At 33.4% G+C, this 25,072-nt stretch carries 20 protein-coding genes; 17 read left to right on the top strand and 3 right to left on the bottom strand.

Going from position 1 to position 25,072, the window contains the following annotated elements; all coding sequences use genetic code 11:
• Window positions 1-222: 222 nt before the first annotated feature.
• Complete coding sequence (locus Q9Q97_RS04815) at window positions 223-2,361, bottom strand: LTA synthase family protein (RefSeq protein WP_306155192.1); 2,139 nt, start codon at window positions 2,359-2,361, stop codon at window positions 223-225.
• A gap of 197 nt (window positions 2,362-2,558) precedes the next feature.
• On the opposite strand from Q9Q97_RS04815, the gene Q9Q97_RS04810 reads away from it, so the two are divergent.
• The 12 genes from Q9Q97_RS04810 to hisIE all read left to right on the top strand — a co-directional run bounded on the left by Q9Q97_RS04810 (window position 2,559) and on the right by hisIE (window position 13,900).
• The gene (locus Q9Q97_RS04810) at window positions 2,559-3,221 is read left to right on the top strand and encodes a response regulator transcription factor (RefSeq protein WP_306155191.1); all 663 of its coding nucleotides are present in this window, start codon (window positions 2,559-2,561) and stop codon (window positions 3,219-3,221) included.
• 4 nt (window positions 3,222-3,225) lie between these two features.
• Entirely contained in the window at window positions 3,226-4,626 is a 1,401-nt protein-coding gene (locus Q9Q97_RS04805) for a cell wall metabolism sensor histidine kinase WalK (RefSeq protein ID WP_306155190.1), read from the top strand.
• Window positions 4,627-4,938: 312 nt separating this feature from the next.
• Complete coding sequence (gene hisG / locus Q9Q97_RS04800) at window positions 4,939-5,796, top strand: ATP phosphoribosyltransferase (protein WP_306155188.1); 858 nt, start codon at window positions 4,939-4,941, stop codon at window positions 5,794-5,796.
• Window positions 5,797-5,968: 172 nt separating this feature from the next.
• Window positions 5,969-7,267 (top strand): histidinol dehydrogenase, encoded by a 1,299-nt coding sequence (hisD, locus tag Q9Q97_RS04795; protein ID WP_306155186.1) that lies wholly within the window; start codon window positions 5,969-5,971, stop codon window positions 7,265-7,267.
• A gap of 80 nt (window positions 7,268-7,347) precedes the next feature.
• A complete protein-coding gene (gene hisC / locus Q9Q97_RS04790; RefSeq protein WP_306155184.1) occupies window positions 7,348-8,397 on the top strand; it encodes a histidinol-phosphate transaminase in 1,050 nt (349 codons plus the stop codon).
• Between the two features lie 27 nt (window positions 8,398-8,424).
• Window positions 8,425-9,174, top strand: coding sequence for a hypothetical protein (locus Q9Q97_RS04785; RefSeq protein ID WP_306155182.1), 750 nt, complete (start codon window positions 8,425-8,427; stop codon window positions 9,172-9,174).
• A gap of 37 nt (window positions 9,175-9,211) precedes the next feature.
• Window positions 9,212-10,348 (top strand): bifunctional histidinol-phosphatase/imidazoleglycerol-phosphate dehydratase HisB, encoded by a 1,137-nt coding sequence (hisB, locus tag Q9Q97_RS04780; protein WP_306155180.1) that lies wholly within the window; start codon window positions 9,212-9,214, stop codon window positions 10,346-10,348.
• A gap of 174 nt (window positions 10,349-10,522) precedes the next feature.
• Window positions 10,523-11,104, top strand: coding sequence for an imidazole glycerol phosphate synthase subunit HisH (gene hisH, locus Q9Q97_RS04775; protein ID WP_306155178.1), 582 nt, complete (start codon window positions 10,523-10,525; stop codon window positions 11,102-11,104).
• Between the two features lie 3 nt (window positions 11,105-11,107).
• Complete coding sequence (locus Q9Q97_RS04770; protein ID WP_306155176.1) at window positions 11,108-11,581, top strand: hypothetical protein; 474 nt, start codon at window positions 11,108-11,110, stop codon at window positions 11,579-11,581.
• A gap of 69 nt (window positions 11,582-11,650) precedes the next feature.
• Window positions 11,651-12,373 carry a 1-(5-phosphoribosyl)-5-[(5-phosphoribosylamino)methylideneamino]imidazole-4-carboxamide isomerase gene (gene hisA, locus Q9Q97_RS04765; RefSeq protein ID WP_306155174.1) on the top strand — a complete coding sequence of 241 codons (723 nt, stop codon included), beginning with the start codon at window positions 11,651-11,653 and terminating at the stop codon, window positions 12,371-12,373.
• An 86-nt stretch (window positions 12,374-12,459) separates the two neighbouring features.
• Window positions 12,460-13,215: an imidazole glycerol phosphate synthase subunit HisF gene (gene hisF, locus Q9Q97_RS04760; RefSeq protein WP_306155172.1), complete on the top strand. Its 756-nt coding sequence runs from the start codon at window positions 12,460-12,462 to the stop codon at window positions 13,213-13,215.
• Between the two features lie 82 nt (window positions 13,216-13,297).
• The gene (gene hisIE / locus Q9Q97_RS04755; RefSeq protein ID WP_306155574.1) at window positions 13,298-13,900 is read left to right on the top strand and encodes a bifunctional phosphoribosyl-AMP cyclohydrolase/phosphoribosyl-ATP diphosphatase HisIE; all 603 of its coding nucleotides are present in this window, start codon (window positions 13,298-13,300) and stop codon (window positions 13,898-13,900) included.
• A 164-nt stretch (window positions 13,901-14,064) separates the two neighbouring features.
• Here the strand turns inward: hisIE and Q9Q97_RS04750 are convergent, their stop codons facing one another.
• The gene (locus tag Q9Q97_RS04750) at window positions 14,065-14,763 is read right to left on the bottom strand and encodes a carbohydrate-binding family 9-like protein (RefSeq protein WP_306155171.1); all 699 of its coding nucleotides are present in this window, start codon (window positions 14,761-14,763) and stop codon (window positions 14,065-14,067) included.
• A gap of 234 nt (window positions 14,764-14,997) precedes the next feature.
• Between Q9Q97_RS04750 and Q9Q97_RS04745 the strand changes: the two genes are divergently transcribed.
• Window positions 14,998-16,653, top strand: a complete 1,656-nt coding sequence (locus Q9Q97_RS04745; RefSeq protein WP_306155571.1) for a M1 family metallopeptidase — start codon at window positions 14,998-15,000, stop codon at window positions 16,651-16,653.
• Window positions 16,654-16,879: 226 nt separating this feature from the next.
• Complete coding sequence (locus Q9Q97_RS04740) at window positions 16,880-18,535, top strand: M1 family metallopeptidase (RefSeq protein WP_306155169.1); 1,656 nt, start codon at window positions 16,880-16,882, stop codon at window positions 18,533-18,535.
• A 510-nt stretch (window positions 18,536-19,045) separates the two neighbouring features.
• On the opposite strand, the gene Q9Q97_RS04735 is transcribed toward Q9Q97_RS04740, so the two are convergent.
• Window positions 19,046-20,590 (bottom strand): hypothetical protein, encoded by a 1,545-nt coding sequence (locus Q9Q97_RS04735; RefSeq protein WP_306155167.1) that lies wholly within the window; start codon window positions 20,588-20,590, stop codon window positions 19,046-19,048.
• 155 nt (window positions 20,591-20,745) lie between these two features.
• On the opposite strand from Q9Q97_RS04735, the gene Q9Q97_RS04730 reads away from it, so the two are divergent.
• The 3 genes from Q9Q97_RS04730 (at window position 20,746) to ilvD (ending at window position 25,035) form a co-directional block, all read left to right on the top strand.
• The gene (locus Q9Q97_RS04730) at window positions 20,746-21,921 is read left to right on the top strand and encodes a 2-isopropylmalate synthase (protein ID WP_306155165.1); all 1,176 of its coding nucleotides are present in this window, start codon (window positions 20,746-20,748) and stop codon (window positions 21,919-21,921) included.
• 51 nt (window positions 21,922-21,972) lie between these two features.
• Window positions 21,973-23,091 carry a 3-isopropylmalate dehydrogenase gene (gene leuB / locus Q9Q97_RS04725; protein ID WP_306155163.1) on the top strand — a complete coding sequence of 373 codons (1,119 nt, stop codon included), beginning with the start codon at window positions 21,973-21,975 and terminating at the stop codon, window positions 23,089-23,091.
• A 270-nt stretch (window positions 23,092-23,361) separates the two neighbouring features.
• The gene (gene ilvD / locus Q9Q97_RS04720; protein ID WP_306155161.1) at window positions 23,362-25,035 is read left to right on the top strand and encodes a dihydroxy-acid dehydratase; all 1,674 of its coding nucleotides are present in this window, start codon (window positions 23,362-23,364) and stop codon (window positions 25,033-25,035) included.
• The last annotated feature ends 37 nt before the right edge of the window (window positions 25,036-25,072 follow it).

Genomic DNA, 25,072 nt, shown 5'->3' with positions numbered 1-25,072 from the left:
AAACTTTGAAAAATTCCTTAGCGTTCTCTGCGTTAAAAAATTAACCACAGATTAAACTAAAGGATTTCAGAATCGAAACCCGATAGGTTTTTAAAACCTGGTGGGTTTATAGACGTTAAGAATCATATCAGCTTCGCGAACTTTTTTATTTATAAAATTCACTCAAAAAAACTTTGCGATCTCTGCGTAAAAGCTCCGCGTTCTCTGCGGTAAAAAAAAATGTTAATTACGAACGTTAGCGTACAATTTCTTATTCCTATCAGCCAAATCCTTAAACTGGTATTCTTTCTCTTTCAAAACATAAGAAGCGGATTGATAATAAGAAATAGTTTGATTAACCAAGTCGTTATTTTCAGCTTTCAGCGGAATTTCATCGTAATGAATTTGAAACTCAGGAGAAATTCCAATTGTATTATTAAGTTTTAATTTGAACTGTTTGATCTGTTGTTTTGGAGACAGAATCGTCAAAACATTATCTTTTATTAAACCTAAATCCTGATAAGTCGCTATAAAAGCACGTGGCTGATAGTCTGTTTTAAATACATCTTGACCAAAGAATTTGCTTTCATAATCAAAATTTAGAAGTCCGAATAAAGTAGGCATAATATCAATCTGAGACATGAGTTTAGTGTATTTTTCGGGTTTTCTGTCTGGAGTGTAAATCAAAGCAGGAATTCGGTATTTATCTAACGGAAGTTCCGTTTTTCCTGCGCTCGAAGCACAATGATCGGCTACAATTACAAAAACTGTATTTTTAAACCAAGACTGTTTTTCAGCCTGCTTGAAGAATTGTTTCAAAGCGTAATCAGTATATTTTACGCCGCCATCACGAGATTTAATATTTCCAGGAATATCAATTTTATTGTTCGGATAAGTAAAAGGCCTGTGATTGCTAACCGTCATAATATGATTAAAGAAAGGTCTGTTTTCTTTGGCTTCACTGTTCATGACTTTGATTGCTTTATTATACATATCTTCATCGCAAACGCCCCATACATTAGAGAAAGTAACTTCATTTTCAGAAAAATTCGATTTGTCAATAATCTGATAACCATTTCCAGAATAAAAATCCTGCATATTGTCAAAAAAAGCATCTCCACCATACATGAATTTTACATTGTATCCCTTTTTAAGAAATACAGATCCCGTTGAGAATTTATTTTTGTTATCTTCTCTTTTTACAACACTTTCTCCAGCTGTAGGAGGAAGGCATAAAGTTACGGCTTCAAGACCACGTACTGTTCTGTTTCCGGCTGCATACACATTGGTAAAGAGCAAGCTTTTTTGAGCAAGACTGTCTAAAAATGGTGTAATATTTTGTTTGTTTCCATACATCTTCATGAAATCGGCACTTAAGCTTTCAATGGTAATTAAAACTACATTTTTATGTTGTTCAATAGAATCTTCCTTGATTTCTCTGATGGTGTTTTTTCCTGAAATTGACGGCAATTCGTGTTTTAAAATTGCAAATGCTTTTTCGTTAGGAATTGTTTTGTAGAATTTAAAATAATCTAATTTGTTGTTCTGAAATGCCAAATAGAATTTATAAATTCCGTTAGATTGCAGTTCATTAACAAAAATATTTTTAGAATTCTGTGTTTTCGCTAATCCCGGAATTGCTAATAAAGAAGTGATAGAAAGAACCGCATAAAGAGCTGAAATTTTTAGTTTTTCATTAAAACTGGGAATTTCGTCAATATAATTTCTTGATTTCTTTATAATAAAATAAGTGATTGCTCCAGTAATAAGAAACAAAGCAGAAAATATTGGAACTACTGGATAAGACTGCATAATATTGCCAATGACTTCGTTAGTGTAAATGAGATAATTAACAGCAATAAAATTGTATTTTACGCCAAATTCATTCCAGAAGAAAAATTCGCTTATTGCGTTTTGAAGAATCAATAAAACATATAAAAAAATCACAAAGGCAAAGAGCCAAAATCTGATTTTGTTTCTATGTTTTGGCAGGAAAAGAAAAAACGAAAACAAAAGTGTTTTTAGAGAAACAAAAATCAAAACAATTTTGGGTAAAGCACCGCCATATTCATCAAAAATGCTTTTTCCAGATGCTGTATAAATTAAAAGTGCTACAAAACTCGCAAGAATAATATATCCGTAAGGGGCATTGTATTTTGAATTAGAAATAAAAATAAGATACAGCCACAGGAAAACGGAAGCTATAGTAAAGACGAAAAAGTCAGATAATAGGCCGAATGAAAAGATTTTTAAACTCTCCGTAAAAGTAAATGAACTTTGGGTAATGGGATGAAAAAGCAGTACTATTCTTAATATAAAACTTACTATAAAGTATAATAAAGCAAGATTGTAAAAGGGCGAAAGTTTTTTGTAAAAATGCATCAGTTTTATTTTTTTACAAAATTAATTTCGATTGATTAATGCTAGATTAAGTTCGGCTATTACCTTGCTTAGCGTTAACTTAAAGTTTGCTTAAGATGCTGGTTTTCTTTGTTTATTAGAGTGTTCGATTTATTTCAGAGGACTAAATTATCTATCTTTGGATTGCAAAATGAAATTCAAATTAATCAGATACAGTAATGCATATTTTAATAGTTGAAGATGAAATAGGAATTGTCCAATTTCTAAAACAAGGCTTACAGGAAGAAGGCTATGAAATCACTACTGCAGGAGATGGCTCTAAAGGTTTTGAGCTGGTTCAGGAGCAAAAATTTGACTTGATTCTTTTAGATTGGATGCTGCCAAAAATTAATGGTCTTGACCTGTGCAAAGCGATCCGTATAAAAGACCAAGTTACGCCAATCATTTTTTTGACTGCAAAAGACACCGTTCAAGAAACTATAGAAGGTTTAAAAGCGGGTGCAAACGATTATATTAAAAAGCCTTTTAGTTTCGAAGAACTAGTTGAGCGAATTAAAGTTCACTTTCGAAATAAAAAAAAGACCGAAACCTTGACGCTCGGAAACATTACGATGGATTTGTCTCGGCATATTGTTTTAAAAGGGGAAGAGGAAATTTCGCTTACCCAGCGAGAATTTGAATTGTTAGCGTATTTGATTGAACATAAAGGGAAAGTCTGCACTAGAAATCAAATTTTGAGAGATGTTTGGGAAATCAATTTTGAGTACGATACGGGCGTTATTGATGTTTTTATGAATGCCATTAGAAAAAAACTAAACCTTAAAATTGAAGAAGATTATATAAAAACCATCCGAGGCATTGGATACATCGCCAATGATTAGCAAAATGACATCATTATCTTTTAAAAATAGAATTGCATTAAATTATATTGTAGGAACAGGACTTTTGGTTTTAGTGGTCTTTTCTGCTATTTATTTCATTGTAAAACTTACCGTTTACAACCATATTGACGAAAATTTAAATACCGAAATTCAAGATCATTTTAAAGAAATTAAAGAAGAAAATGGCAAAATAATCTTTATGGATGCCGAAGAATGGGAGGAAAGAGAGCACAACTCTGTAGATGTAAATCCTGTTTTTGTCCAATTTTTAGATTTGAATAAAAAAATCATTGAGAAATCGCCTAATCTAAAGAATGAAAAACTGATTTATCATGAAAATAAAGACCATTTTCAGCTTTTTGACACCAAATTATTAGGCAATAAAATTCGTCAGATTCAAGTTCCACTTCATTTAAAATCAAAGAAAATAGGGTATTTAATCATTGCTATGTCGCTTTCAGATTCGTCGAAAGTTTTAGATAATCTGATGGATACCTTGCTCATTACATTTCCGATCATTCTTTTGATTTTGTTTTTCTTAGCGAGATTCTATGCGGGAAGGAGTATAAAACCCATAAACGATATTATAGAGACTTCGAAAGCCATTACAAAAGACAATTTAAAATCCAGAATTCCGTTGCCAAAAACGAGAGACGAATTGTTTACACTTTCTAAAACAATTAATAATTTATTGAACCGAATTGAAGACGCAATTGAACGTGAAAAACAGTTTACTTCTGATGCTTCTCATGAATTAAGAACTCCGCTTACAGTAATTAAAGGAACACTTGAAGTTCTTATACGCAAACCTCGTGATAGTAAGGAATACGAAGAAAAAATAAATTATTGTATTAACGAAGTAGACCATTTAAATTCACTTGTAGATCAGCTGCTTTTGATGGCGCGTTTTGAGAATCAGAAACAGAACATTCTTAAAGAAAATGTCTATTTGAATGCGGCAATTTTAGACGTTTTAAAATTGAATGCAGAGAAGATTAAATCAGGAAGAATAAATGTGATTTTGGATGCTTCAGAAGAATTTTACATTTATTCTGATAATTATTTGACCGTAACAATTCTTCGAAATATTATTTCAAATGCGGTAAAATATTCAAAACCAGATAATGAAGTTAAAATTTCATTGTCAAGAGAAAACCATAAAATTGTATGCACCGTTTCAGATCATGGAATCGGAATTGCAAAGAAAGATCTGGAGTCTATTTTGAATCCGTTTTTCAGATCAGATTCGCTTAATCATTCCGAAATTAAAGGAACTGGGCTTGGATTGTTTATTGTAAAAAGAATGACCAATCTGCTGCAGATTAAATTCAAAATTGAAAGCGAAATAGGAAAAGGAACCAAGGTTTTATTGGTTTTTGACGAATATGATAATTCGTTAAAGTAATTCTAAAATCATTAAGTAAAATGCTATCTAAAACGATTTTTAACAATAAACTATCGTTAAGTTAAAATAAAAATTGCTTTTTAATTATTTTATCTAGTATATTTGCAACCGAATCAAAGAAGTAAAAAACAAACCGAATCATGATCTCAATTCAATTACATCATCATCATTTACATTATTGCTCTCAAGCGATGTGTTAATGATATGCGTGTAAATCATCATATTTTAAAACCCGTTTGAGTACATCAAACGGGTTTTTTAATTCAAGCTCTCTTTGTACTCAAACTATTAATCCAACAAACAACTAAAAAAATGAGTACTTTAAAAATTGCAATTCAAAAATCTGGTCGTTTAAACGAAGACAGCATTCAAATCTTAAAAGATTGCGGTATTTCAATCAACAACGGAATCGATCAGTTAAAAGCCGAAGCTTCAAACTTTCCTCTTGAAGTTTTATACCTTAGAAATTCAGATATTCCGCAATATTTAATTGATGGAGTGGTTGATTTAGCCATCGTTGGCGATAATCTTTTGGTAGAAAAAGGAAAAGGCATCGAAGTCGTTCAAAAACTTGGATTTTCAAAATGTAAAGTTTCTGTAGCGGTTCCTAAAACTTTCGAATATAATTCTGTTCAGGATTTAGCTAATCTTCGTATTGCAACTTCTTATCCAAACACCGTTAACGAATATTTCAACCAATTCGGTTTAACTGTAGATATTCATCAAATCTCTGGTTCTGTAGAAATTGCGCCAAATATCGGACTTGCAGATGCAATTGTAGATATTGTTTCAAGCGGAAGCACTTTATTTAAAAACAACTTAAAAGAAGTTGAAGTGATTTTAAAAAGTGAAGCTGTTCTAGCGGTTTCTCCAAAAGTTTCTCCAGAAATCCAAAAACACATTGATACTTTAAAATTTAGAATTCAAGCTGTTTTAAGAGCTAGAAATTCAAAATACATTCTAATGAACGTTCCAAATGACAAAATTGATGCAGTTGGAAAAATTCTTCCGGTTTTGAGAAGTTTGACGGTTTTGCCGTTAGCACAAGAAGGTTGGAGCAGTGTTCACTCGGTAATTGACAAAGATACTTTTTGGGATGTAATTGATCAATTAAAAGAAGTAGGGGCAGAAGGGATTTTAGTTTGCCCAATTGAGAAAATGGTACTGTAGAAAGAAATTCCAAATATAAAATTCCAAATTCCAATTTTGGACAACAGCTTTGCGGGCTTAGCGTTTTTATAGACAAAGAGAATAAAAAACCTTGCGCTCTTTGCGGTAAAATTTTAAGACAAAGCATTGGAATTTGGAACTTAAAAAATTGGAATTTAATATTAAAAATATTATGAACAAAATAGACAATCCAAAACCAGAAATCTGGTCAGAAATATTAAAAAGACCAACTCAAACTATTGATGATATTGAGGTTACGGTAAAAGAAATTTTTAGAGAAGTTCAGAAAAAAGGAGATGAATCAGTGGCAAAATACACTTCAATTTTTGACGGAATTTCACTAGATAATTATCAAGTTTCTCAAGAAGAAATTAACGAGGCAATTAGTTTGATTCCAAGCGAATTGAAAGAAGCTATTGAATTAGCAAAAGAGAATATTTATAAATTTCACAATGCCCAAAAAACAGATAGAGTTTCGGTTGAAACAATTGAAGGAGTAAGTTGTTGGCAGGAAAAAAGACCAATCCAAAAAATTGGTTTATACATTCCAGGAGGAACTGCGCCTTTGTTTTCTACTGTTTTGATGTTGGCAGTTCCTGCTGAAATTGCGGGTTGCAAAGAAATTGTATTGTGTTCGCCCCCAGACAAAAAAGGAAAAATCAATCCAGCGATTTTATATGCTGCCAATTTATGCGGTGTAACTAAAATTCTAAAAGTTGGCGGAATTCAAGCTATTGCAGGAATGACTTTCGGAACACAGTCAATTCCGAAAGTATACAAAATTTTCGGGCCTGGAAATCAGTTCGTAACTGTGGCAAAACAATTGGCGACACAATTTGGCGTTGCAATCGATATGCCTGCAGGGCCTTCAGAATTATTGATTGTGGCTGACGATACTGCGGTTCCAGCTTTCGTAGCGTCCGATTTATTGTCGCAGGCAGAACACGGAACAGACAGTCAGGTGATTTTAGTTTCGACTTCGAAAAAACTGATTGCAGAAGTAGAAAAAGAAGTTCAATCGCAATTGGAAGTGCTACCAAGAAAGGCAATTGCAGAAAAAGCTATCGAAAATTCGAAACTGATTTATGTTGAAAACGACCAAATCGCCTTAGATTTAATTAATGAATATGGCCCGGAACACTTTATAATCTGTTCTGAATATGATGATTTCTACTGCAACGGAATTGTAAATGCGGGTTCTGTTTTTATTGGAAATTATACGCCAGAAAGTGCCGGAGATTACGCTTCAGGAACTAATCACACCTTACCGACAAATGGTTATGCCAAGAATTACAGTGGCGTAAATTTGGATAGTTTTATGAAATCGATGACATTTCAGAAGATTTCAGAAAAAGGAATTCAAAATATAGGAAAAGCTATCGAATTGATGGCTGAAGCTGAAGGCTTACAGGCGCACAAGAACGCAGTGACATTACGTCTGCAGTCCTGCGAGGTTTCCAAAACCTCGTAGGTCTAAATAGATTTGCGATTTAAAAGTTTAATAGTAATACCTACAAGGTTTTGGAAACCTTGCAGGAAAATAAAAAAACAATGAGTACCTTCGATATAAATACAATAACGCGAGAAAACGTAAAATCTTTAAAACCATATTCATCGGCGCGTGATGAATTTGAAGATTTTGACACAGCCGAAATGATTTTCTTGGATGCGAATGAAAATCCGTTTCAGAATGGCGTAAATCGTTATCCAGACCCGCAGCAGCTGTCTGTAAAAGCGATTTTGGCTAAAAATAATTTAGTAAAACAGAGTCAGATTTTATTAGGAAACGGAAGTGATGAAGTTTTAGATTTGCTTTTCAGAGCGTTCTGCGAACCGAAAACAGATAACATTATTTCATTGCCACCAACATACGGAATGTACAGTGTTTTGGCGAATATTAATAATGTAGAAAACAGAGAAGTTTTGCTTTCTACAGATTTTCAGCCACAAGTAGAAAAAATTTTAGAAGCTGTTGATGAAAACACAAAAATCATCTTCTTATGTTCGCCAAACAATCCAACTGGAAATTCTTTTTCTGACGAAAGCGTGGTAAAGCTGCTTCAAAATTTCAAAGGTTTAGTTGTGATTGATGAAGCTTATATTGACTTTTCGGAAAAAGAAAGCTGGATGACAGAAATTGATGCATATCCAAATCTGATCATAACACAAACACTTTCTAAAGCCTATGGTTTGGCAGGAATTCGTTTAGGAATTTGTTACGCTTCTGAAGCTGTGATTTCGATTTTAAATAAAATCAAACCGCCTTATAACGTAAACGAATTAACACAGCAAAAAGCAATCGAGCGTTTAAAAGATTCAGAAAAAATTAAACAAGAAATAGCTTCAATTATTGATCAAAGAGAAGAATTGCTTAAAGTATTACTTGAAGTAAGTTTTGTCGAAAAAGTATACCCAACAGAAGCTAATTTTATTTTAGCAAAAGTGGATGATGCTAACAAAAGATACGATCAGTTGATTGACAAAGGAATTGTAATCCGAAACAGAACGACTCAACCTTTATGCGAAAACTGTCTTCGTTTCACAATCGGAACAAAAGAAGAAAATGAAGTTGTGATTAGGGAATTAAGGAAACTTGAATAATTTTTAACAATATTTAAAAACTGCCATATGAAATTAATCTATTTAGCATTCTTTTTTGTTTTTATTAATGCTTCAGCACAAACTGAAGAGCTTTTAGGTGCCATAAGAGGCAATCCGAAAGAATATAAAGAAACGTTTTACAAAGCAAAGAAAACAAAAACGGGTTTTATAAAAGGAGAATTTTTATATGAAAAAGTTTATGTTAAAGATTCAAATAATGAATTTGTAGAGTATTCAGAATTTCCTTCAGAAGAAAAAGATTCAAAAAAAAATATTTATAATAAAGATAATCAGAAAATTGAATCGATTTTTTATGATGATGAAGGCAAAGTTGTTGGTAAAACAAAATTTGTCTATCTAAATAAGAATCTTATAGAAGAAAAGTTTTATCGTGAAGAAAAATATGAAAAATTTATAAAGTACGATTATGAAAATGATTTGCTTGTAAAGAAAACTGAAGCGTATTTGGAAGACGACGGAAGTATTAATTCAAGCTGGACATATTCATATGAATATGATGCGAATAAGAATATTATTAAAGAAACTTATTTGAATGGGATTCAGAATGATGTATATACATATAAGTATAATGAGAAGAACTTTCCAACCGAAATTTATGGAAAAATCACTTTAAATCATGACAAAGAACCTAGATTGTACAACAAGAGTGTTTATCAAAAATATGATGATTATAATTGGACTGGCGTATATTTTCAGGATATAAATTCTGATAACAAAATAGAAATAAATTACATAGAGCGCGAATTTAAATATTAAACATTTTAATAGAGATTAAGCTCAATAAGATTATATTATGAAAAAAGTACTTTTTATCGATCGTGATGGAACGATTGTTTTAGAACCTGAAAATTATCAATTAGACAGCTTAGATAAATTAGAGTTTTATCCGAAAGCATTTCAATATTTGGCTAAGATTGCTTCTGAATTAGATTACGAATTAGCAATGGTAACCAATCAAGACGGATTAGGAACAGACAGTTTTCCTGAAGATACATTTTGGCCAACGCAAAACTTTATTCTGAAAGCTTTTGAAAATGAAGGCGTAAAGTTTGACGAAATCTTTGTTGACCGATCTTTTCCAGAAGAAAATGCGCCAACGCGCAAGCCTAGAACTGGAATGCTGACCAAATATTTGAACAATCCAGAATATGATTTGGCTAATTCTTTTGTTTTAGGAGATCGTTTAACCGATGTGGAGTTGGCTAAAAACCTTGGTGCAAAAGCAATTTTCATGAATAACACAGATGGAATTGGAAGCAGTGAAATTTCTTCTAAACGTGAAGAGTTAAACGAAACAATCGTTTTACAATCAATGGATTGGAAGACCATTTATGAGTTTTTAAAACTAGAGGCTCGTTCGGCATCAATCACTCGTAAAACAAATGAGACTGATATTTACATCAATTTAAATCTTGATGGAACCGGAAAAAGCAAAATCGATACGGGAATTGCCTTTTTTGATCACATGTTAGACCAAATCTCGCGTCACGGTCAAATGGACTTAGAAATCACCGTAAAAGGTGATTTAGAAGTTGACGAACACCACACAATCGAAGATACAGCAATTGCTTTGGGTGAAGTTTTCGCGAAAGCGTTAGGAAATAAATTGGGGATTGAACGTTACGGATTCTGTCTTCCAATGGACGATTGCTTAGCGCAAGCTGCAATTGACTTTGGGGGAAGAAATTGGCTGATTTGGGAAACTGAATTTAAACGCGAGATGGTAGGTAAAATGCCGACAGAAATGTTTTATCACTTCTTTAAATCATTCACAGATGGCGCAAAAGCCAATTTAAATATCAAAGCGGAAGGAATCAACGAACATCATAAAATTGAAGCCATTTTTAAAGCTTTCGCGAAAGCGATAAAAGTAGCTGTAAAAAGAGATACAGAAAAAATGATTTTGCCTTCAACTAAAGGAATGTTGTAAAAGGTTTAACCGCAAGGCACGCTAAGAATTACGCAAAATTCGCAAGTTTTTTTCTTGCGCTCTTTGCGATAAAACCTTACGAACTTTGCGGTTAAGTTCGACGCTAAATTAAGTATTAATGATTTTAGGAATAAAGAGAAATCTAAAATCTAAAATCTAAAATCTAAATTAATTTTGAAAATAGTAATTATAAATTACGGAGCAGGAAATATTCAGAGCATTATGTTTGCTATTGAAAGATTGGGTTTTAAAGCTGTTTTGAGTAATAATCCGGATGAAATTAAATCGGCAGATAAAGTGATTTTTCCTGGAGTTGGCGAGGCGAGTTCGGCGATGAGTAAACTTCACGAAAGCGGTTTGGATAATTTGATTCCGCAATTGAAACAGCCTGTTTTAGGAATCTGTCTCGGAATGCAGTTAATGTGTAACAAAACCGAAGAAGGAAATACGGAAGGTTTAGGGATTTTTGATGTTGATGTTTTGAAATTTTCAAACAACGTAAAAGTGCCACAAATGGGGTGGAATCAGATTTACGATTTAAAAACCGATTTGTTTAAAGGTATTTCTGAAAATGAATTTATGTATCTGGTTCATAGTTTTTATGCACCAAATTGTGCTGAATCAATCGCTACAACAAATTATGATGTAGAATACGCATCAGCTTTGCAAAAAGATAATTTTTACGGAACACAATTTCACCCAGAAAAAAGCGGTGATGTGGGAGAGAAAATACTTGGGAACTTTTTGAAAATGTAAATTATGGCTAAATCTTTTATTGATAATTCAGCAAAGAAACTTGAAGAATTGATTTTCGAATATCATGATTTTCGTAAAGATAATTTGACAGAATATAAGGCTAATAATTTATGCACAAATGCTTGGCATATTATTGATTGGGTTTTTGTTGAATTTGAAAATATTCACGGTTATGATAAAATTGGAGATTTAAGAAGTTCATTATACCCAAGATGCCATTCTTTAAAAATTATGCACGATATAGCAAATGCTTCAAAACATAAAAATCTTGATAGACCTAAAGCATTTATAAGAACAACTAGTATACATGAAGGTGATTTTTGTAAAGAAGATTTCTCAAGTGATGATTTTGACGTTTCACGATTAGAAATAGTATTAGAAGATGAAACTACTTTGGATTTTAATGAAGAAATTCAAAATGTCATTGAATTTTGGAAAAGTTATTTCAGTAATGATTTACAAATAGAGTTGAATTAGAAAAATAAATCAAAAATTAAGTTTTCAGAAAATCTAAAATCTGAACTCTAAAATCTAAAATACCAAAAAATGAGAATAATACCAGCCATAGATATCATTGAAGGAAAATGCGTTCGTTTGTCCAAAGGTGATTATGATACTAAGATAATTTACAATGAAAATCCGCTGGAAGTGGCGAAATCATTTGAAGCACACGGAATAGAATATCTGCATTTAGTAGATCTTGACGGTGCAAAATCGAGCAAAATTGTCAATTACAAGATATTAGAACAAATTGCATCGCAAACGAGCTTAAAAATTGATTTTGGCGGCGGATTAAAGTCTGATGATGATTTGAGCATTGCTTTTGAAAGCGGTGCAAACCAGATTACTGGCGGAAGTATCGCAGTAAAAAACAGAACTATTTTCGAAAAATGGATTTCTGAATACGGAACAGAAAAAATCATTTTGGGCGCAGATGCAAAAGATGAAAAAATTGCAGTTTCAGGCTGGTTAGAAGAATCCAATGAAGATTTGATTCCGTTTATTCAGGATTATCAATCTAAAGGGATTCAGTATGTTATTTGTACCGACATTGCAAAAGACGGAATGCTTCAAGGCCCAAGTTTTGATTTGTATGCGAAGATTTTAGCGGAAGCGAAAGAAGTAAAGTTAATTGCTTCTGGAGGAATTTCAACTTTCGACGAATTGCCAAAACTTGCAGAACTAGGTTGTGAGGGAACAATTATTGGAAAAGCAATTTATGAAGGAAGAATTTCCTTGAAACAACTGGAAAACTTTATAATTAGATAATGTGATAATTAGAAAATTAGATAATTATTTTAGCAAGCGCATAAAATTATCTAATTGACTAATTATCTAATTGACACATTAGAAAAATGTTAGCAAAAAGAATAATACCCTGCTTAGATATTAAAAACGGAAGAACCGTAAAAGGCGTTAATTTCGTAGATTTACGGGACGCTGGAGATCCTGTGGAATTGGCTGAGATTTATTCGGCTGAAGGAGCGGATGAATTGGTTTTTCTGGATATTTCGGCAACTGAAGAAAGACGTAAAACGCTGGTGAATATGGTGCGCAGCGTTGCGGAAAAAATCAATATTCCGTTTACTGTTGGCGGCGGAATTTCATCTGTAGAAGATGTTGATATTCTGCTGAATAACGGGGCGGATAAAGTTTCGATTAATTCATCGGCAGTTAAAAATCCACAGTTGATTAATGATTTGGCTCAGAAATTTGGAAGCCAATGCGTGGTTGTGGCAATAGACGCCAAACAAATTGATGGACAATGGATTGTGCATTTAGTAGGCGGAAAAGTGCCAACGGAATTAAATCTTTTTGATTGGGCTGTAGAAGTGGCTGAACGTGGTGCGGGAGAAATTTTATTCACGTCAATGGACAACGACGGAACTAAAAATGGTTTTGCAAATGAAGCTTTGGCTAAACTGTCGCAATTAGTAAATATTCCGATTATTGCTTCGGGAGGCGCCGGAAACATTCAACATTTTGTAGATTCGTTTAAAGAAGGAAAAGCAGATGCTGCTTTGGCTGCGAGTGTTTTTCACTTTAAAGAAATTGAAATTAAAGCTTTGAAACAGGAGCTTAGAAATAATAATATAGAAGTTAGAATTTAGAAGAAATTCCAAATTTTAAATTCCAAATTCCAATAAACTGAGTTTAGAAATTAAATCTAAAATCTGAAATCAAAAATCTAAAATAAAAATGAACATCGATATCAAAAGCGCACACGGATTAATTCCGGCGATCATTCAGGATTCAGAAACTAAAAATGTTCTGATGTTGGGTTATATGAACGAAGAATCGCTTCAAAAAACAATAGAAACTCAAAAAGTAACATTCTTCAGCCGTTCCAAACAAAGACTTTGGACAAAAGGTGAGGAGAGTGGCAATTTTCTAAATTTGGTAAGCATAAAAAATGACTGCGATGGCGATACGCTTTTGATTCAAGCGAAACCAGTTGGACCAACATGTCACACAGGTGCAGATACTTGCTGGCAAGAACCAAATGAAGCGAATTACGGTTTTATATCTCAGTTAGAAAGCACTATCAAAACCAGAAGAGAAAACGCCGATTCTGAGAAAAGTTATGTAGCATCTTTATTCGAAAAAGGAATTAATAAAATTGCTCAAAAAGTAGGAGAAGAGGCTGTGGAAGTCGTTATCGAAGCAAAAGATGATAACGACGATTTATTCCTTAGCGAAAGCGCTGATTTATTATTTCATTATTTAATACTGCTTCAAGCAAAAGGGTATCAGTTAAATGATGTTGTTGAAGTTTTGAAGAAACGTCAGAAGTAAATTTTGTTTCAGATTTATGTCGATTTAACCGCAAAGAACACAAGGTATTTGATATACTAAACTTTCTAAAAACGCAAAGTTCGCAAAGCTTTATCTAATAAACTTTTGCGAACTTTGCGTAATCCTTTGCGCTCTTTGCGGTTAAATTTTCAAAAAAAAAAAAACTACTCCACAAACTCAAAAACCGCAAACTCTTTCGGCTGATGAAAGCCAAATTTTAAACTTTTATACGGCTGTAAAGCAAGATATTCCGTCGTATTACCGTAATCAATTCTAAAAGTATTTCCCTTCCATTTTGTTCCTGTTTTTGGTTTTGAAAAACCGCCGTTTTCAATTTTTTCAAGACTCGAAAAAGGAATTTTTATTTCTACAGTATAGCCATTCTCATTGATTTTACTTACGGTTTCTAAACCTGCAATATCAAAAGCCATTGTGGTTTTCCACCCGCCGCATTCTGGAGAAATACATTTTAAAAGTAAATCGTAGTGGGTTGAGAATGCATTAACGCCAATTTCAATATAATTTCGACCGTCTCCATCGGGATCGAGAAATATTTCTGCCAAATCATCCGTATAAAAAATTTCAGAATCCTTTTTTTGTGGCGTTCCAATAATCTTCGAATCAGTGCAATTGTAAGCGATATAAAGATTTTCATTATTCCACGAAAGTGAAACAAAAGTCTTTTGAGTGGCATTTTGTCCAGAATTGTGAATTACAAACGGACCCAGAAAAGGCTTTTCCCAATCGGATAAATCTCCATCAATACTGATTTTTTCTGCAGTTTTATAAATCGGAATTGTCTGTGAATAAGTATTTATTGAAAACAGGAATGGCAGAAGATATAAAAGCGTGCTAAATTTCATAAAATAGAATAATTAGTCAATTAGATAATTAGCAAATTAGATAATTAGTCAATTAGAAAATTAATTATTTAACTAACCGACTAATTATCTAATTCTCTAATTGACTTATTATCTCATTGTCTATATTCAGCTAAAATAAAAAACAATGTTGGATATGAATACAAATTTTGTAACATTGATCAAAAAAGAATACTAATAGTATAACAACATAATTCAAAACTTAATTTATAAATGATGAAAAAATACTTTGGAAGTGCTATAATGGCTCTTTTTATTAGTTTTTCTGGTATTGCTCAAGGACTTATGGCAAAGTCTGGAGCGGTTTTTACGCATCAGGATTCCTTACGCGGAAGCATTACAAAAGAAAGAGCTTGGTGGGATCTGAAATATTACCATTTGGATATAAAAGTAAATCCAGCCGATCGTACTATTTCGGGATCAAATACGGTTCGTTATACTGTTTTAACCGAATACAATCGCATGCAGATTGATTTGCAGGAGCCAATGAATATTACCAAAGTAACGCAGAACGGTAAAGAACTAAAATTTGAAAGAAACGGAAATGCTTTCTTTATTACGTTGGCCGAAAATCAGAAAGTTGGAGAAACAAAAGAAATCGTGGTTTCGTTTGGCGGTGTTCCAAAAGAAGCAGTTCGTCCGCCTTGGGATGGGGGAATTACTTGGCAGAAAGATAAAAATGGAAAAGATTTTATAGCCTCATCTTGTCAGGGGCTTGGAGCTAGCGTTTGGTGGCCTTGCAAAGACCATATGTATGATGAAGTCGAAAATATGCTGATTAGCGTCAATGTTCCAGGACATTTAACCGATGTTTCAAATGGAATATTGCAAAGTGTTAAAAAACAGAAAGATGGGACGAAGACTTTTAATTGGTACGTTTCCAATCCGATTAACAATTATGGGGTAAATATCAATATTGGTGATTATGTAAATTTTTCTGAAAAGTTTAAAGGAGAAAAAGGCGATTTAGACTGTAATTATTATGTTTTAAGAGATAATCTAGCAAAAGCAAAAGAACAATTTAAAGATGCGCCAAAAATGCTTAAAGCTTTTGAAAGCTGGTTTGGACCGTATCCGTTTTACGAAGACAGCTATAAATTGGTCGAAGTTCCGTATTTAGGAATGGAACACCAAAGTTCCGTTACTTACGGAAACAATTATCAGAATGGTCATAATGGACATGATATAAGCGGAACTGGCTGGGGAATGAAGTTTGATTATATCATTATTCACGAATCTGGTCACGAATGGTTTGCCAATAATATTACCTACAAAGACATTGCAGACATGTGGATTCATGAAAGTTTTACCACTTATTCTGAAGTGCTTTTTGTTGAATATTATTATGGAAAAGATGCTGCGAATGAATATGCAAGAGGACTTAGAAAAATGATTGAGAATAAACATCCTATCATTGGTCATTACGACGTTAATAGAGAAGGTTCTGGCGATATGTATCCGAAAGGAGCCAATATGATTCATACGATTCGTCAGGTTATAAATGATGATGCCAAATGGAAATCAATTCTTAGAGGAATGAATAAAACTTTTTACCATCAAACGGTTACCACAAAACAGATTGAAGATTTTATAAGCAAAGAATCTGGCATTAATTTTAGTCCAGTTTTCGATCAGTATTTAAGAACGCCTCAGGTGCCTACTTTAGAATATTATTTTATGGACCAGAGATTGGTTTACCATTGGATCAATTGTGTAGAAAATTTTGATCTTCCTGTAAAAGTAAGCTTAAATGGTGTTGAAACTTGGCTGAAACCAACTACAGACTGGAAAGCTGAAAATGTAATGGGAGAGAAATCTACTTTAGTAGTGGATAAAAACTTTTATGTGACAGAATTCAATATCACAAATTAAGAGCAAATGGACGCGGATAAAGCGGATTCGCTATCGCGAAAACGCTGATTTAAGTGGATTTTTTTATTATTACAAAAAGAAAAATCTGTTTTTTTTCCGTGTCTTCGCGATAGCGAATCCGTTTGATCTGCGTCTCATTTTATCAGGAAATCATAAAATTTTAAAAATCTTAATTCGAATGTTTACATTTGTTTCAAATTGATTTCAAAATAATACTGTTTTACTAATGAAAAATTACTTCGGAAGCATTTTTACTGCTTTTTTAATTGGTTTTAGTGCCAATGCTCAAGGACTTCTTAATAAGGGAGAAACCGTTTTTACACATCAGGACACTTTACGCGGAAGCATTACAAAAGAAAGAGCTTGGTGGGATCTAAAATATTATCATCTTGATGTAAAGGTTAATCCGAAAGAAAAAGCTATTTCGGGTTCAAATACAGTTCGTTATACTGTTTTAACAGAAAACAACCGTATGCAGATTGATTTGCAGGAGCCAATGAACATTACCAAAGTAACACAAAACGGTAAAGAATTGAAGTTTGAAAGAGACGGAAATGCTTTCTTTATTACTTTGACAGAAAAACAAAAAGTTGGAGACGTTAAAGAAATCAAAGTTTTCTTTAGCGGAAAACCGAAAGAAGCTGTGAGAGCGCCATGGGACGGAGGATTTTCTTGGAAAAAAGATAAAAACGGAAAAGATTTTATCGCTACTTCTTGTCAAGGTTTGGGTGCTAGCGTTTGGTGGCCTTGTAAAGATCATATGTACGATGAAGTAGAAAATATGCTGATTAGCGTAAATGTGCCTGGAGATTTGACAGACGTTTCAAACGGAAGATTGCAAAGCGTTAAAAAAGAAAAAGACGGAACTAAGACTTTCAATTGGTATGTTGCAAATCCGATCAACAATTATGGGGTAAACATCAATATTGGAGATTATGTAAATTTCTCTGAAGTATTTAAAGGAGAAAAAGGCGATTTAGACTGTAATTATTATGTTTTGAGAGATAATTTGGCTTTAGCAAAAGAGCAGTTTAAAGATGCTCCAAAAATGCTGAAAGCTTTTGAAAGCTGGTTTGGACCTTATCCGTTTTATGAAGACAGCTATAAATTGGTAGAAGTTCCGTATTTAGGAATGGAGCACCAAAGTTCTGTAACGTACGGAAACCAATATAAAAATGGTTATTTAGGACGTGATTTAAGCGGTACAGGTTGGGGATTAAAATTTGATTTTATCATTATTCACGAATCTGGACACGAATGGTATGCGAACAATATTACGTACAAAGATATTGCCGACATGTGGGTTCACGAGAGTTTTACCAATTATTCTGAAAGTCTTTTTGTGGAATATTATTACGGAAAAGAAGCTGGTGCAGAGTATGTTATTGGTTGCAGAAAAAACATTAAAAATGATACTCCAATTATCGGACATTATGATGTAAACAACGAAGGGTCTGGAGATATGTATCCGAAAGGAGCGACAATGCTTCACATGATTCGTCAGGTTATTAATGACGATGCCAAATGGAAATCGATTTTAAGAGGAATGAACAAGACTTTTTATCATCAAACCGTTACTGGAAAACAGATTCAGGAATACATCAACGAACAATCGGGAATTAATTTCAACAGAGTTTTTGCTCAATATTTAACCACAACTCAAATTCCAGTTTTTGAATATATGTTTAAAAACGGAACTTTCGGATATCACTGGACTAACTGCGTATCGAAATTTGATATGCCTGTAAGGGTGAAATTAAATGGCGTTGAGACTTGGTTGAAACCAACAACTGAATGGCAGTCAATTAAAACCACAAGCGAAGATAGAAAAGTAGAAGTGGATAAGGATTTTTATGTAACTACTTCTAATATTGTTGAATAAAATTCGATAAATCTCAATTTTTTAAATCCCAAATTCCAAATGTGTTGGAGTTTGGGATTTTTTTCGTTTTGAAACCTGTCAGGTTTATAATTGAAAACCTTTTAATCTTTATAATCTGTGGCCTTTTTTTACGCAGAGAACGCTAAGTTTTTTCTAAGTTTTAGTTTATCATTACGCTGATTGAGATCGCAAAGCTGGATTTGTTAAACCTGATAGTTTTTTAAAACCTGTCGGGTTTCTTGTTTTGAGTACAGTTTGTAAGCCTTTGCGTTTAATTTAACCGCAAAGAACGCAAGGTTTTTTTCTTTAAGCTATTCTATTTATAAAGATAAAGTTCGCAAAGCTTTGTCTATATAGCTTTGCGAACTTTTATAAAACTTACTTAAAAAATCTTAGCGGACTTTGCGCAGGCTCTTAGCGCCCTTTGCGGTTAAACTAAACGCAAAGTTTTGGAATTTGGACCCGAGAGATAGCGAACAGTCGAAGCAATTTAAAAAATTGGAATTTAAACTATCGGTTGTTCAATTTCGCTTTCTCCTTAATAATATCAGCAATTTTTCTGTTTTCGATTTTGCTTTCCAGCCATGAAATAATATCAAGATAAAGGAAAGCTCTTTTTTCGTACGTGTTCTTTTCAAGTTCCACAAAACGAGTGTGCATCTTTTTGAATTCCTTTTTAATATCAGCAGGGTAGAAGTTATTCAGGTTTCTCAAAAACTTAATGATTTCTTTTTGAACTTCGTGCAAGTCATTCATTTTTAATAAAAACTTATACGTGCTTTTAAGATGGTTTTCCAAATAATAATCTTTTCCAAGCTCATAATGTGCAATAAGCGACAATAATCTCGCAAAGCACATTAAATCCTCACGCATCGTTAAGTTCTTGTTGTTGATGATTTTGTCTAAGTAATTAATGCACTCGTTATATTTTTCGTTACCAAAATAAATAGAAGCAATTTTGTAGAAGAACAACATTTCGTGATGCTCATCAAGATGCTCGCTGTGGAGTTTTAGTTTATCTAAAATTTCTGGAATCAAATATTCGCTTTCAGCAAAAGTTCCTTCTAAAATATGCAGGTTTAGCTTATTGTTATAAACATATAGAAACGATAATGATGCAATATTGTCATTTACAGGAAATTTTGGATCTGCAATAGTTTCTTCCAAACGATTCAGGTATTTCTTGAAATTCGATTTATACTTTAACATATAAAGCGATTCTAAGAAATAGTGATTTCCTTTTAAGAAAAAGACAGGATTTAGGTAAATCATGTTCGGATTATCATAAAATAGCGTAACCCATTTATAAGCAAATTTATAACTCGCTAGAAAATCTTGTACCAAGAAACTTCTCCAAAGACTCGCATTATAAAACCAATATTTTTCGCGAAAGCCAAACTTACTTTCGTCCAGTTTTGCAATATGTCTGTTGAAATAATCGTCTATATACTTGTACTCTTCATCGCTTTTTACATAACCGGTTTTCAGCATGATTCCGTATAGCTGAAGCGAAAGATTTGAAAGTTTGCTAGAAATCGTATTTCTATAATTCAATTCTTTTGCCTGAACAACCAATTCGTCAGCGCGGCCTTGAATACTTCGTGTAATATATTGCGATTCGATTAATTTTTCGAACTCTACAATTTCATACGCCATATATTTTTCATCATTTTCAAGAGCCTGTTGTTTGGTTTTGTCTAAGATTTTTAAACTCTGCTTGTATAATCCTTTATTATAAAGAATAACCGCAAAATCCATTTGTTCGCGAAGCTGGTAGCGGATATTCTGGCTAGGAATATTTAATCTAATGCTTACGAGAATTTGTTTGTATAAGTATGATTTTAAGTTGGATAACTGTACTTTTTGTATGATGCCGCTTTTCAGAATGAGTTTTTCATCGTAAACTTCGGATTTATCTAAAATGTTGAATAACTCGATAAATTTTGTGTTTGAACTCGTTTCTAATCGGCTTGCAAAAATTTTAAACTGCCTTTTTTCTGATTTCGAAAGTGATTTGATTAGAACAAATAAGAAATCTTTTTGATGGTTAGCCATTGTAAAAAATAATAATATAACTTATTGATTATAAGTTAGTTAATATAGGATAAATCGTTTTATAAACAGTATAATTTCATTAAAATGAATTTCATACTGTATTAGTACAATATATATTTGTTATCAAGATGTGAAATTACATTAAATAAATGAATATGAATAGAGAGAAAGTTCAAATTTTTGACACCACATTGCGAGATGGTGAACAAGTTCCAGGATGTAAGTTAGATACTAAACAAAAATTAGTTATCGCAGAACGACTAGATCAAATGGGAGTTGACATTATCGAAGCAGGCTTTCCTGTGTCAAGTCCAGGCGATTTTTTATCGGTCTCTGAGATTTGCAAAATTGTAGAAAATGCAACCGTCTGCGGATTGACAAGAGCCGTAAAAAATGACATTGACGTTGCTGCTGCAGCGCTTAAAAATGCTAAAAAACCTAGAATCCACACTGGAATCGGAACGTCAGAATCTCACATACTCCACAAATTAAATACCACGCCAGAAGACATTATCGCAAGAGCAAAATATGCTGTTGCACACGCAAAATCGTATGTAGAAGACGTTGAGTTTTATGCAGAAGATGCTGGTAGAACAGACAACGCTTTCTTAGCAAAAGTTTGCGAAGAAGTTATTAAATCTGGGGCTACGGTATTAAATATTCCAGATACTACAGGATATTGTCTTCCTGAAGAATACGGAGCAAAAATTAAATATTTAAAAGAAAACGTGAAAGGAATCGAAAACGTAACCCTTTCATGTCACTGTCATAATGATTTAGGAATGGCAACTGCAAATTCTATCGCAGGAGCTATAAATGGAGCAAGACAAATAGAATGTACTATTAATGGTATTGGTGAGAGAGCTGGAAACACAGCCCTCGAAGAAGTGGTAATGATTTTCAAACAGCATCCTTACTTAAACCTAGATACAAACATTAATACGAAAGAATTAAACGCAATGAGCCGTTTAGTTTCTGAAAGTATGGGAATGATTGTGCAGCCAAACAAAGCAATTGTTGGAGCAAATGCATTTGCACATAGTTCAGGAATTCACCAAGATGGTGTAATTAAAAACAGAGCAACTTACGAAATCATGGATCCGCTAGATGTTGGTGTAAATGAATCGTCAATCATATTAACTGCTAGAAGCGGAAGAGCAGCATTGGCTTACCGTGCTAAAAAAGTAGGTTACGAACTTACAAAAGTACAATTGGATATTGTATATGTTGAGTTCTTAAAGTTTGCTGATATCAAGAAAGAGGTTGTAGACTCAGATATTCACCAAATTATTGAAGCTTCTAAAATTCAAGGAGATTTAATTAGAAGTTAGTTTTAAAAAGAGGAACAATAAAGGATTTAAATACATAAAGAACGAGACGTTATGAATTTGAAAATTGCAGTTTTGCCGGGAGATGGAATTGGACCTGAGGTTATTTTACAAGCAAAAAAAGCATTATATGCTATTGCTGAAGTTTACAATCATGAATTTGTTTTTGAAGACGCACTCATGGGAGCTGTTGCGATCGACAAAACGGGAAGCCCTTTGCCGGAGCAGACTTTAAATCTTTGTTTAAACACAGATGCTGTTTTGCTTGGTGCTATTGGAGATCCTAAATATGATAACAATCCAAATGCAAAAGTTCGTCCGGAGCAAGGTTTGTTAAAACTTCGTAAAGAGCTTGGTTTGTTTGCTAATATCCGTCCGATTAAACCTTATAAGGCATTAATTGAATCTTCTCCATTAAAAAGAGAAATTATTGAAGGAGCAGATTTTACAATTTTCAGAGAATTAACAGGCGGTGCTTATTTCGGAGCTAAAACTTTGAATGAAGAAGGTACACACGCATCAGATTTATGTGAATATACAGAAGAAGAAATTACAAGAATTGCACATTTGGCTTTTAAATCGGCGCAAAATCGTCGTAAAAAGCTGACTCTAGTAGACAAAGCAAATGTTTTGGAAACTTCAAGATTATGGAGAAAAGTAGTTCAGAAAGTGAGTGAAAATTATCCAGATGTAGCGCTTGATTTCTTATTTGTTGATAATGCAGCGATGCAGTTGATTTTAAATCCGAAACAATTTGATGTGATTTTGACAGAGAATTTGTTCGGAGATATATTATCTGATGAAGCTAGCGTAATTACGGGGTCTATCGGTTTGTTGCCGTCAGCATCTTTAGGAGAAAAAAATGCATTATTTGAACCAATTCACGGATCGTATCCGCAAGCAAAAGGAAAAAACATCGCTAATCCGATTGCTTCAATTTTAGCAGCTGGAATGTTGTTAGAGCATTTTGGATTAATTAAAGAAGCGAATGTGGTTTTTGCTGCTGTTAGAAAAGCTATTGAATTTAAAGTAGTTACAGTTGATTTGAAACCAGATTCTAAATTCGGAACAAATGAAGTAGGAGAGTTTGTTTCCAACTTTATTTTCAGCAAAGATGATTTGCTATATTTTAATAATGACAATGTTAGTATTGGACAATCTACAATTGTTTAATATTTTTTGTTAAAACGTGAAGATAATAACAAGAAGTATCGAAAATGTTGAGATTTTATTTTTTTAGTTCCTTAAGTTTTCATACTTTTGTCGCACTAAAAAAATAGAAAGATGCAAATCTCAATTATTATTACTTCTGTCGTTGTTGTCAATGTGATTCACACATCTGCATCGGGAATGTTATAAATATAATTGAAAGACTATATTACAAACCTTCCAAATACTTGGAAGGTTTTTTTTTGAATAAAAATAAAATAAAACAAATTATAAATGGAATTAAATAAGTACAGCAAGACCATCACTCAAGATCAAACACAGCCTGCGGCGCAAGCGATGTTGTACGGAATTGGTTTAACTGAAGAAGATTTGAAAAAAGCACAAGTAGGTATTGTGAGCATGGGTTACGATGGTAACACTTGCAACATGCACTTGAACGATTTAGCAAAAGATGTTAAAAAAGGTGTTTGGGATGCAGATCTGGTCGGACTTATTTTTAATACCATTGGTGTCAGTGACGGTATTTCTAACGGAACTGAAGGTATGCGTTACTCACTGGTTTCTAGAGATGTAATTGCAGATTCTATCGAGACAGTTGTGGGTGCACAATGGTACGATAGTTTAATTGCAATTCCTGGATGCGATAAAAATATGCCAGGGGCCTTAATTGCAATGGGAAGATTAAACCGCCCAGCAATGATGGTTTACGGAGGATCTATTCACTCTGGAAAGTGGAAAGGAGAGTCTTTAAATATTGTTTCTGCTTTTGAAGCTTTAGGTAAAAAAGTGAGAAATGAAATTACTCCAGAAGATTTTAAAGGTGTTATTCAAAATTCTTGCCCTGGCCCAGGTGCGTGCGGCGGAATGTATACAGCAAACACAATGTCTTCTGCAATTGAAGCTTTAGGAATGAGTTTGCCATACAGCTCTTCAAATCCAGCTATGAGTCAGGAAAAAAGAGACGAATGTGCTGCTGCTGGAGCTGCAATTAGAGTTTTATTAGAAAAAGATATTAAGCCAAGAGATATCATGACGCGTAAGGCTTTCGAAAATGCTATTACAATTGTAGCAGTTTTAGGAGGTTCTACAAATGCAGTTATGCACTTAATCGCAATGGCGCATTCTGTTGGAATTACGATCACTTTAGATGATTTCCAGGCGATTAACGATAGAACACCAGTGTTGGCAGACATGAAGCCAAGCGGTAAATATATGATGGAAGATGTTCACGAAGTTGGAGGTATTCCTGCAGTGATGAAATATTTATTGAAAGTTGGATTGATTCACGGAGACTGTTTAACTGTAACGGGAAAAACTGTTGCAGAAAATTTAGCAGAAACTCCAGATTTACAAGACGGACAAGAAGTAATTCACGAAATACAAAAAGCATTAAAACCAACAGGAAATATCCAAGTATTATACGGAAATCTTGCTTCTGAAGGTGCTGTAGCCAAAATCAGCGGAAAAGAAGGAGAATATTTTGAAGGTCCTGCTGTAGTTTTTGAAGGTGAATTTGAAGTAATTCCAGGCTTGCAAGCCGGAAAAATTAAACCAGGTAATGTAGTCGTCATTAGAGGTTGCGGGCCAAAAGGTGGTCCGGGAATGCCTGAAATGCTAAAACCTACATCTGCCATTATCGGAGCTGGATTAGGTAGCAGCTGTGCACTAATTACAGACGGTAGATTCTCGGGCGGTTCGCACGGTTTTGTGGTAGGACACGTTACACCAGAAGCATATGACGGTGGTGGTATTGCACTAGTTAAAGATGGAGATTTAATCGCTATTGATGCTGTGAAAAATACAATCAACCTGAAGATATCTGACGAAGAATTTGCAGCAAGAAAAGCAGCTTGGGTTAAGCCGTCTTTAAAAGTTGACAGAGGGGTTTTACTTAAATACGCAAGATCGGTTTCGAGTGCATCAACAGGATGTGTAACCGATAATTAATTTAAAAAAGAACAATATCAAAAATCAATTTCAATAA

The organism is Flavobacterium sp. DG2-3, from assembly GCF_030730925.1.
Classification (GTDB): domain Bacteria; phylum Bacteroidota; class Bacteroidia; order Flavobacteriales; family Flavobacteriaceae; genus Flavobacterium.
This window is presented reverse-complemented; position numbering and strand designations above follow the sequence as displayed.

Excerpts from the sequence above, each read along its gene's own strand:
- Q9Q97_RS04815 (WP_306155192.1), bottom strand. The coding sequence starts at position 2,361 with ATGCATTTTTACAAAAAACTTTCGCCCTTTTACAATCTTGCTTTATTA.
- Q9Q97_RS04810 (WP_306155191.1), top strand. The coding sequence starts at position 2,559 with ATGCATATTTTAATAGTTGAAGATGAAATAGGAATTGTCCAATTTCTA.
- Q9Q97_RS04735 (WP_306155167.1), bottom strand. The coding sequence starts at position 20,590 with ATGGCTAACCATCAAAAAGATTTCTTATTTGTTCTAATCAAATCACTT.
- Q9Q97_RS04740 (WP_306155169.1), top strand. The coding sequence starts at position 16,880 with ATGAAAAATTACTTCGGAAGCATTTTTACTGCTTTTTTAATTGGTTTT.
- Q9Q97_RS04750 (WP_306155171.1), bottom strand. The coding sequence starts at position 14,763 with ATGAAATTTAGCACGCTTTTATATCTTCTGCCATTCCTGTTTTCAATA.
- Q9Q97_RS04745 (WP_306155571.1), top strand. The coding sequence starts at position 14,998 with ATGAAAAAATACTTTGGAAGTGCTATAATGGCTCTTTTTATTAGTTTT.
- hisA (WP_306155174.1), top strand. The coding sequence starts at position 11,651 with ATGAGAATAATACCAGCCATAGATATCATTGAAGGAAAATGCGTTCGT.
- ilvD (WP_306155161.1), top strand. The coding sequence starts at position 23,362 with ATGGAATTAAATAAGTACAGCAAGACCATCACTCAAGATCAAACACAG.
- hisD (WP_306155186.1), top strand. The coding sequence starts at position 5,969 with ATGAACAAAATAGACAATCCAAAACCAGAAATCTGGTCAGAAATATTA.
- Q9Q97_RS04805 (WP_306155190.1), top strand. The coding sequence starts at position 3,226 with ATGACATCATTATCTTTTAAAAATAGAATTGCATTAAATTATATTGTA.
- Q9Q97_RS04770 (WP_306155176.1), top strand. The coding sequence starts at position 11,108 with ATGGCTAAATCTTTTATTGATAATTCAGCAAAGAAACTTGAAGAATTG.
- hisF (WP_306155172.1), top strand. The coding sequence starts at position 12,460 with ATGTTAGCAAAAAGAATAATACCCTGCTTAGATATTAAAAACGGAAGA.
- leuB (WP_306155163.1), top strand. The coding sequence starts at position 21,973 with ATGAATTTGAAAATTGCAGTTTTGCCGGGAGATGGAATTGGACCTGAG.
- Q9Q97_RS04730 (WP_306155165.1), top strand. The coding sequence starts at position 20,746 with ATGAATAGAGAGAAAGTTCAAATTTTTGACACCACATTGCGAGATGGT.
- hisB (WP_306155180.1), top strand. The coding sequence starts at position 9,212 with ATGAAAAAAGTACTTTTTATCGATCGTGATGGAACGATTGTTTTAGAA.
- hisG (WP_306155188.1), top strand. The coding sequence starts at position 4,939 with ATGAGTACTTTAAAAATTGCAATTCAAAAATCTGGTCGTTTAAACGAA.
- Q9Q97_RS04785 (WP_306155182.1), top strand. The coding sequence starts at position 8,425 with ATGAAATTAATCTATTTAGCATTCTTTTTTGTTTTTATTAATGCTTCA.
- hisC (WP_306155184.1), top strand. The coding sequence starts at position 7,348 with ATGAGTACCTTCGATATAAATACAATAACGCGAGAAAACGTAAAATCT.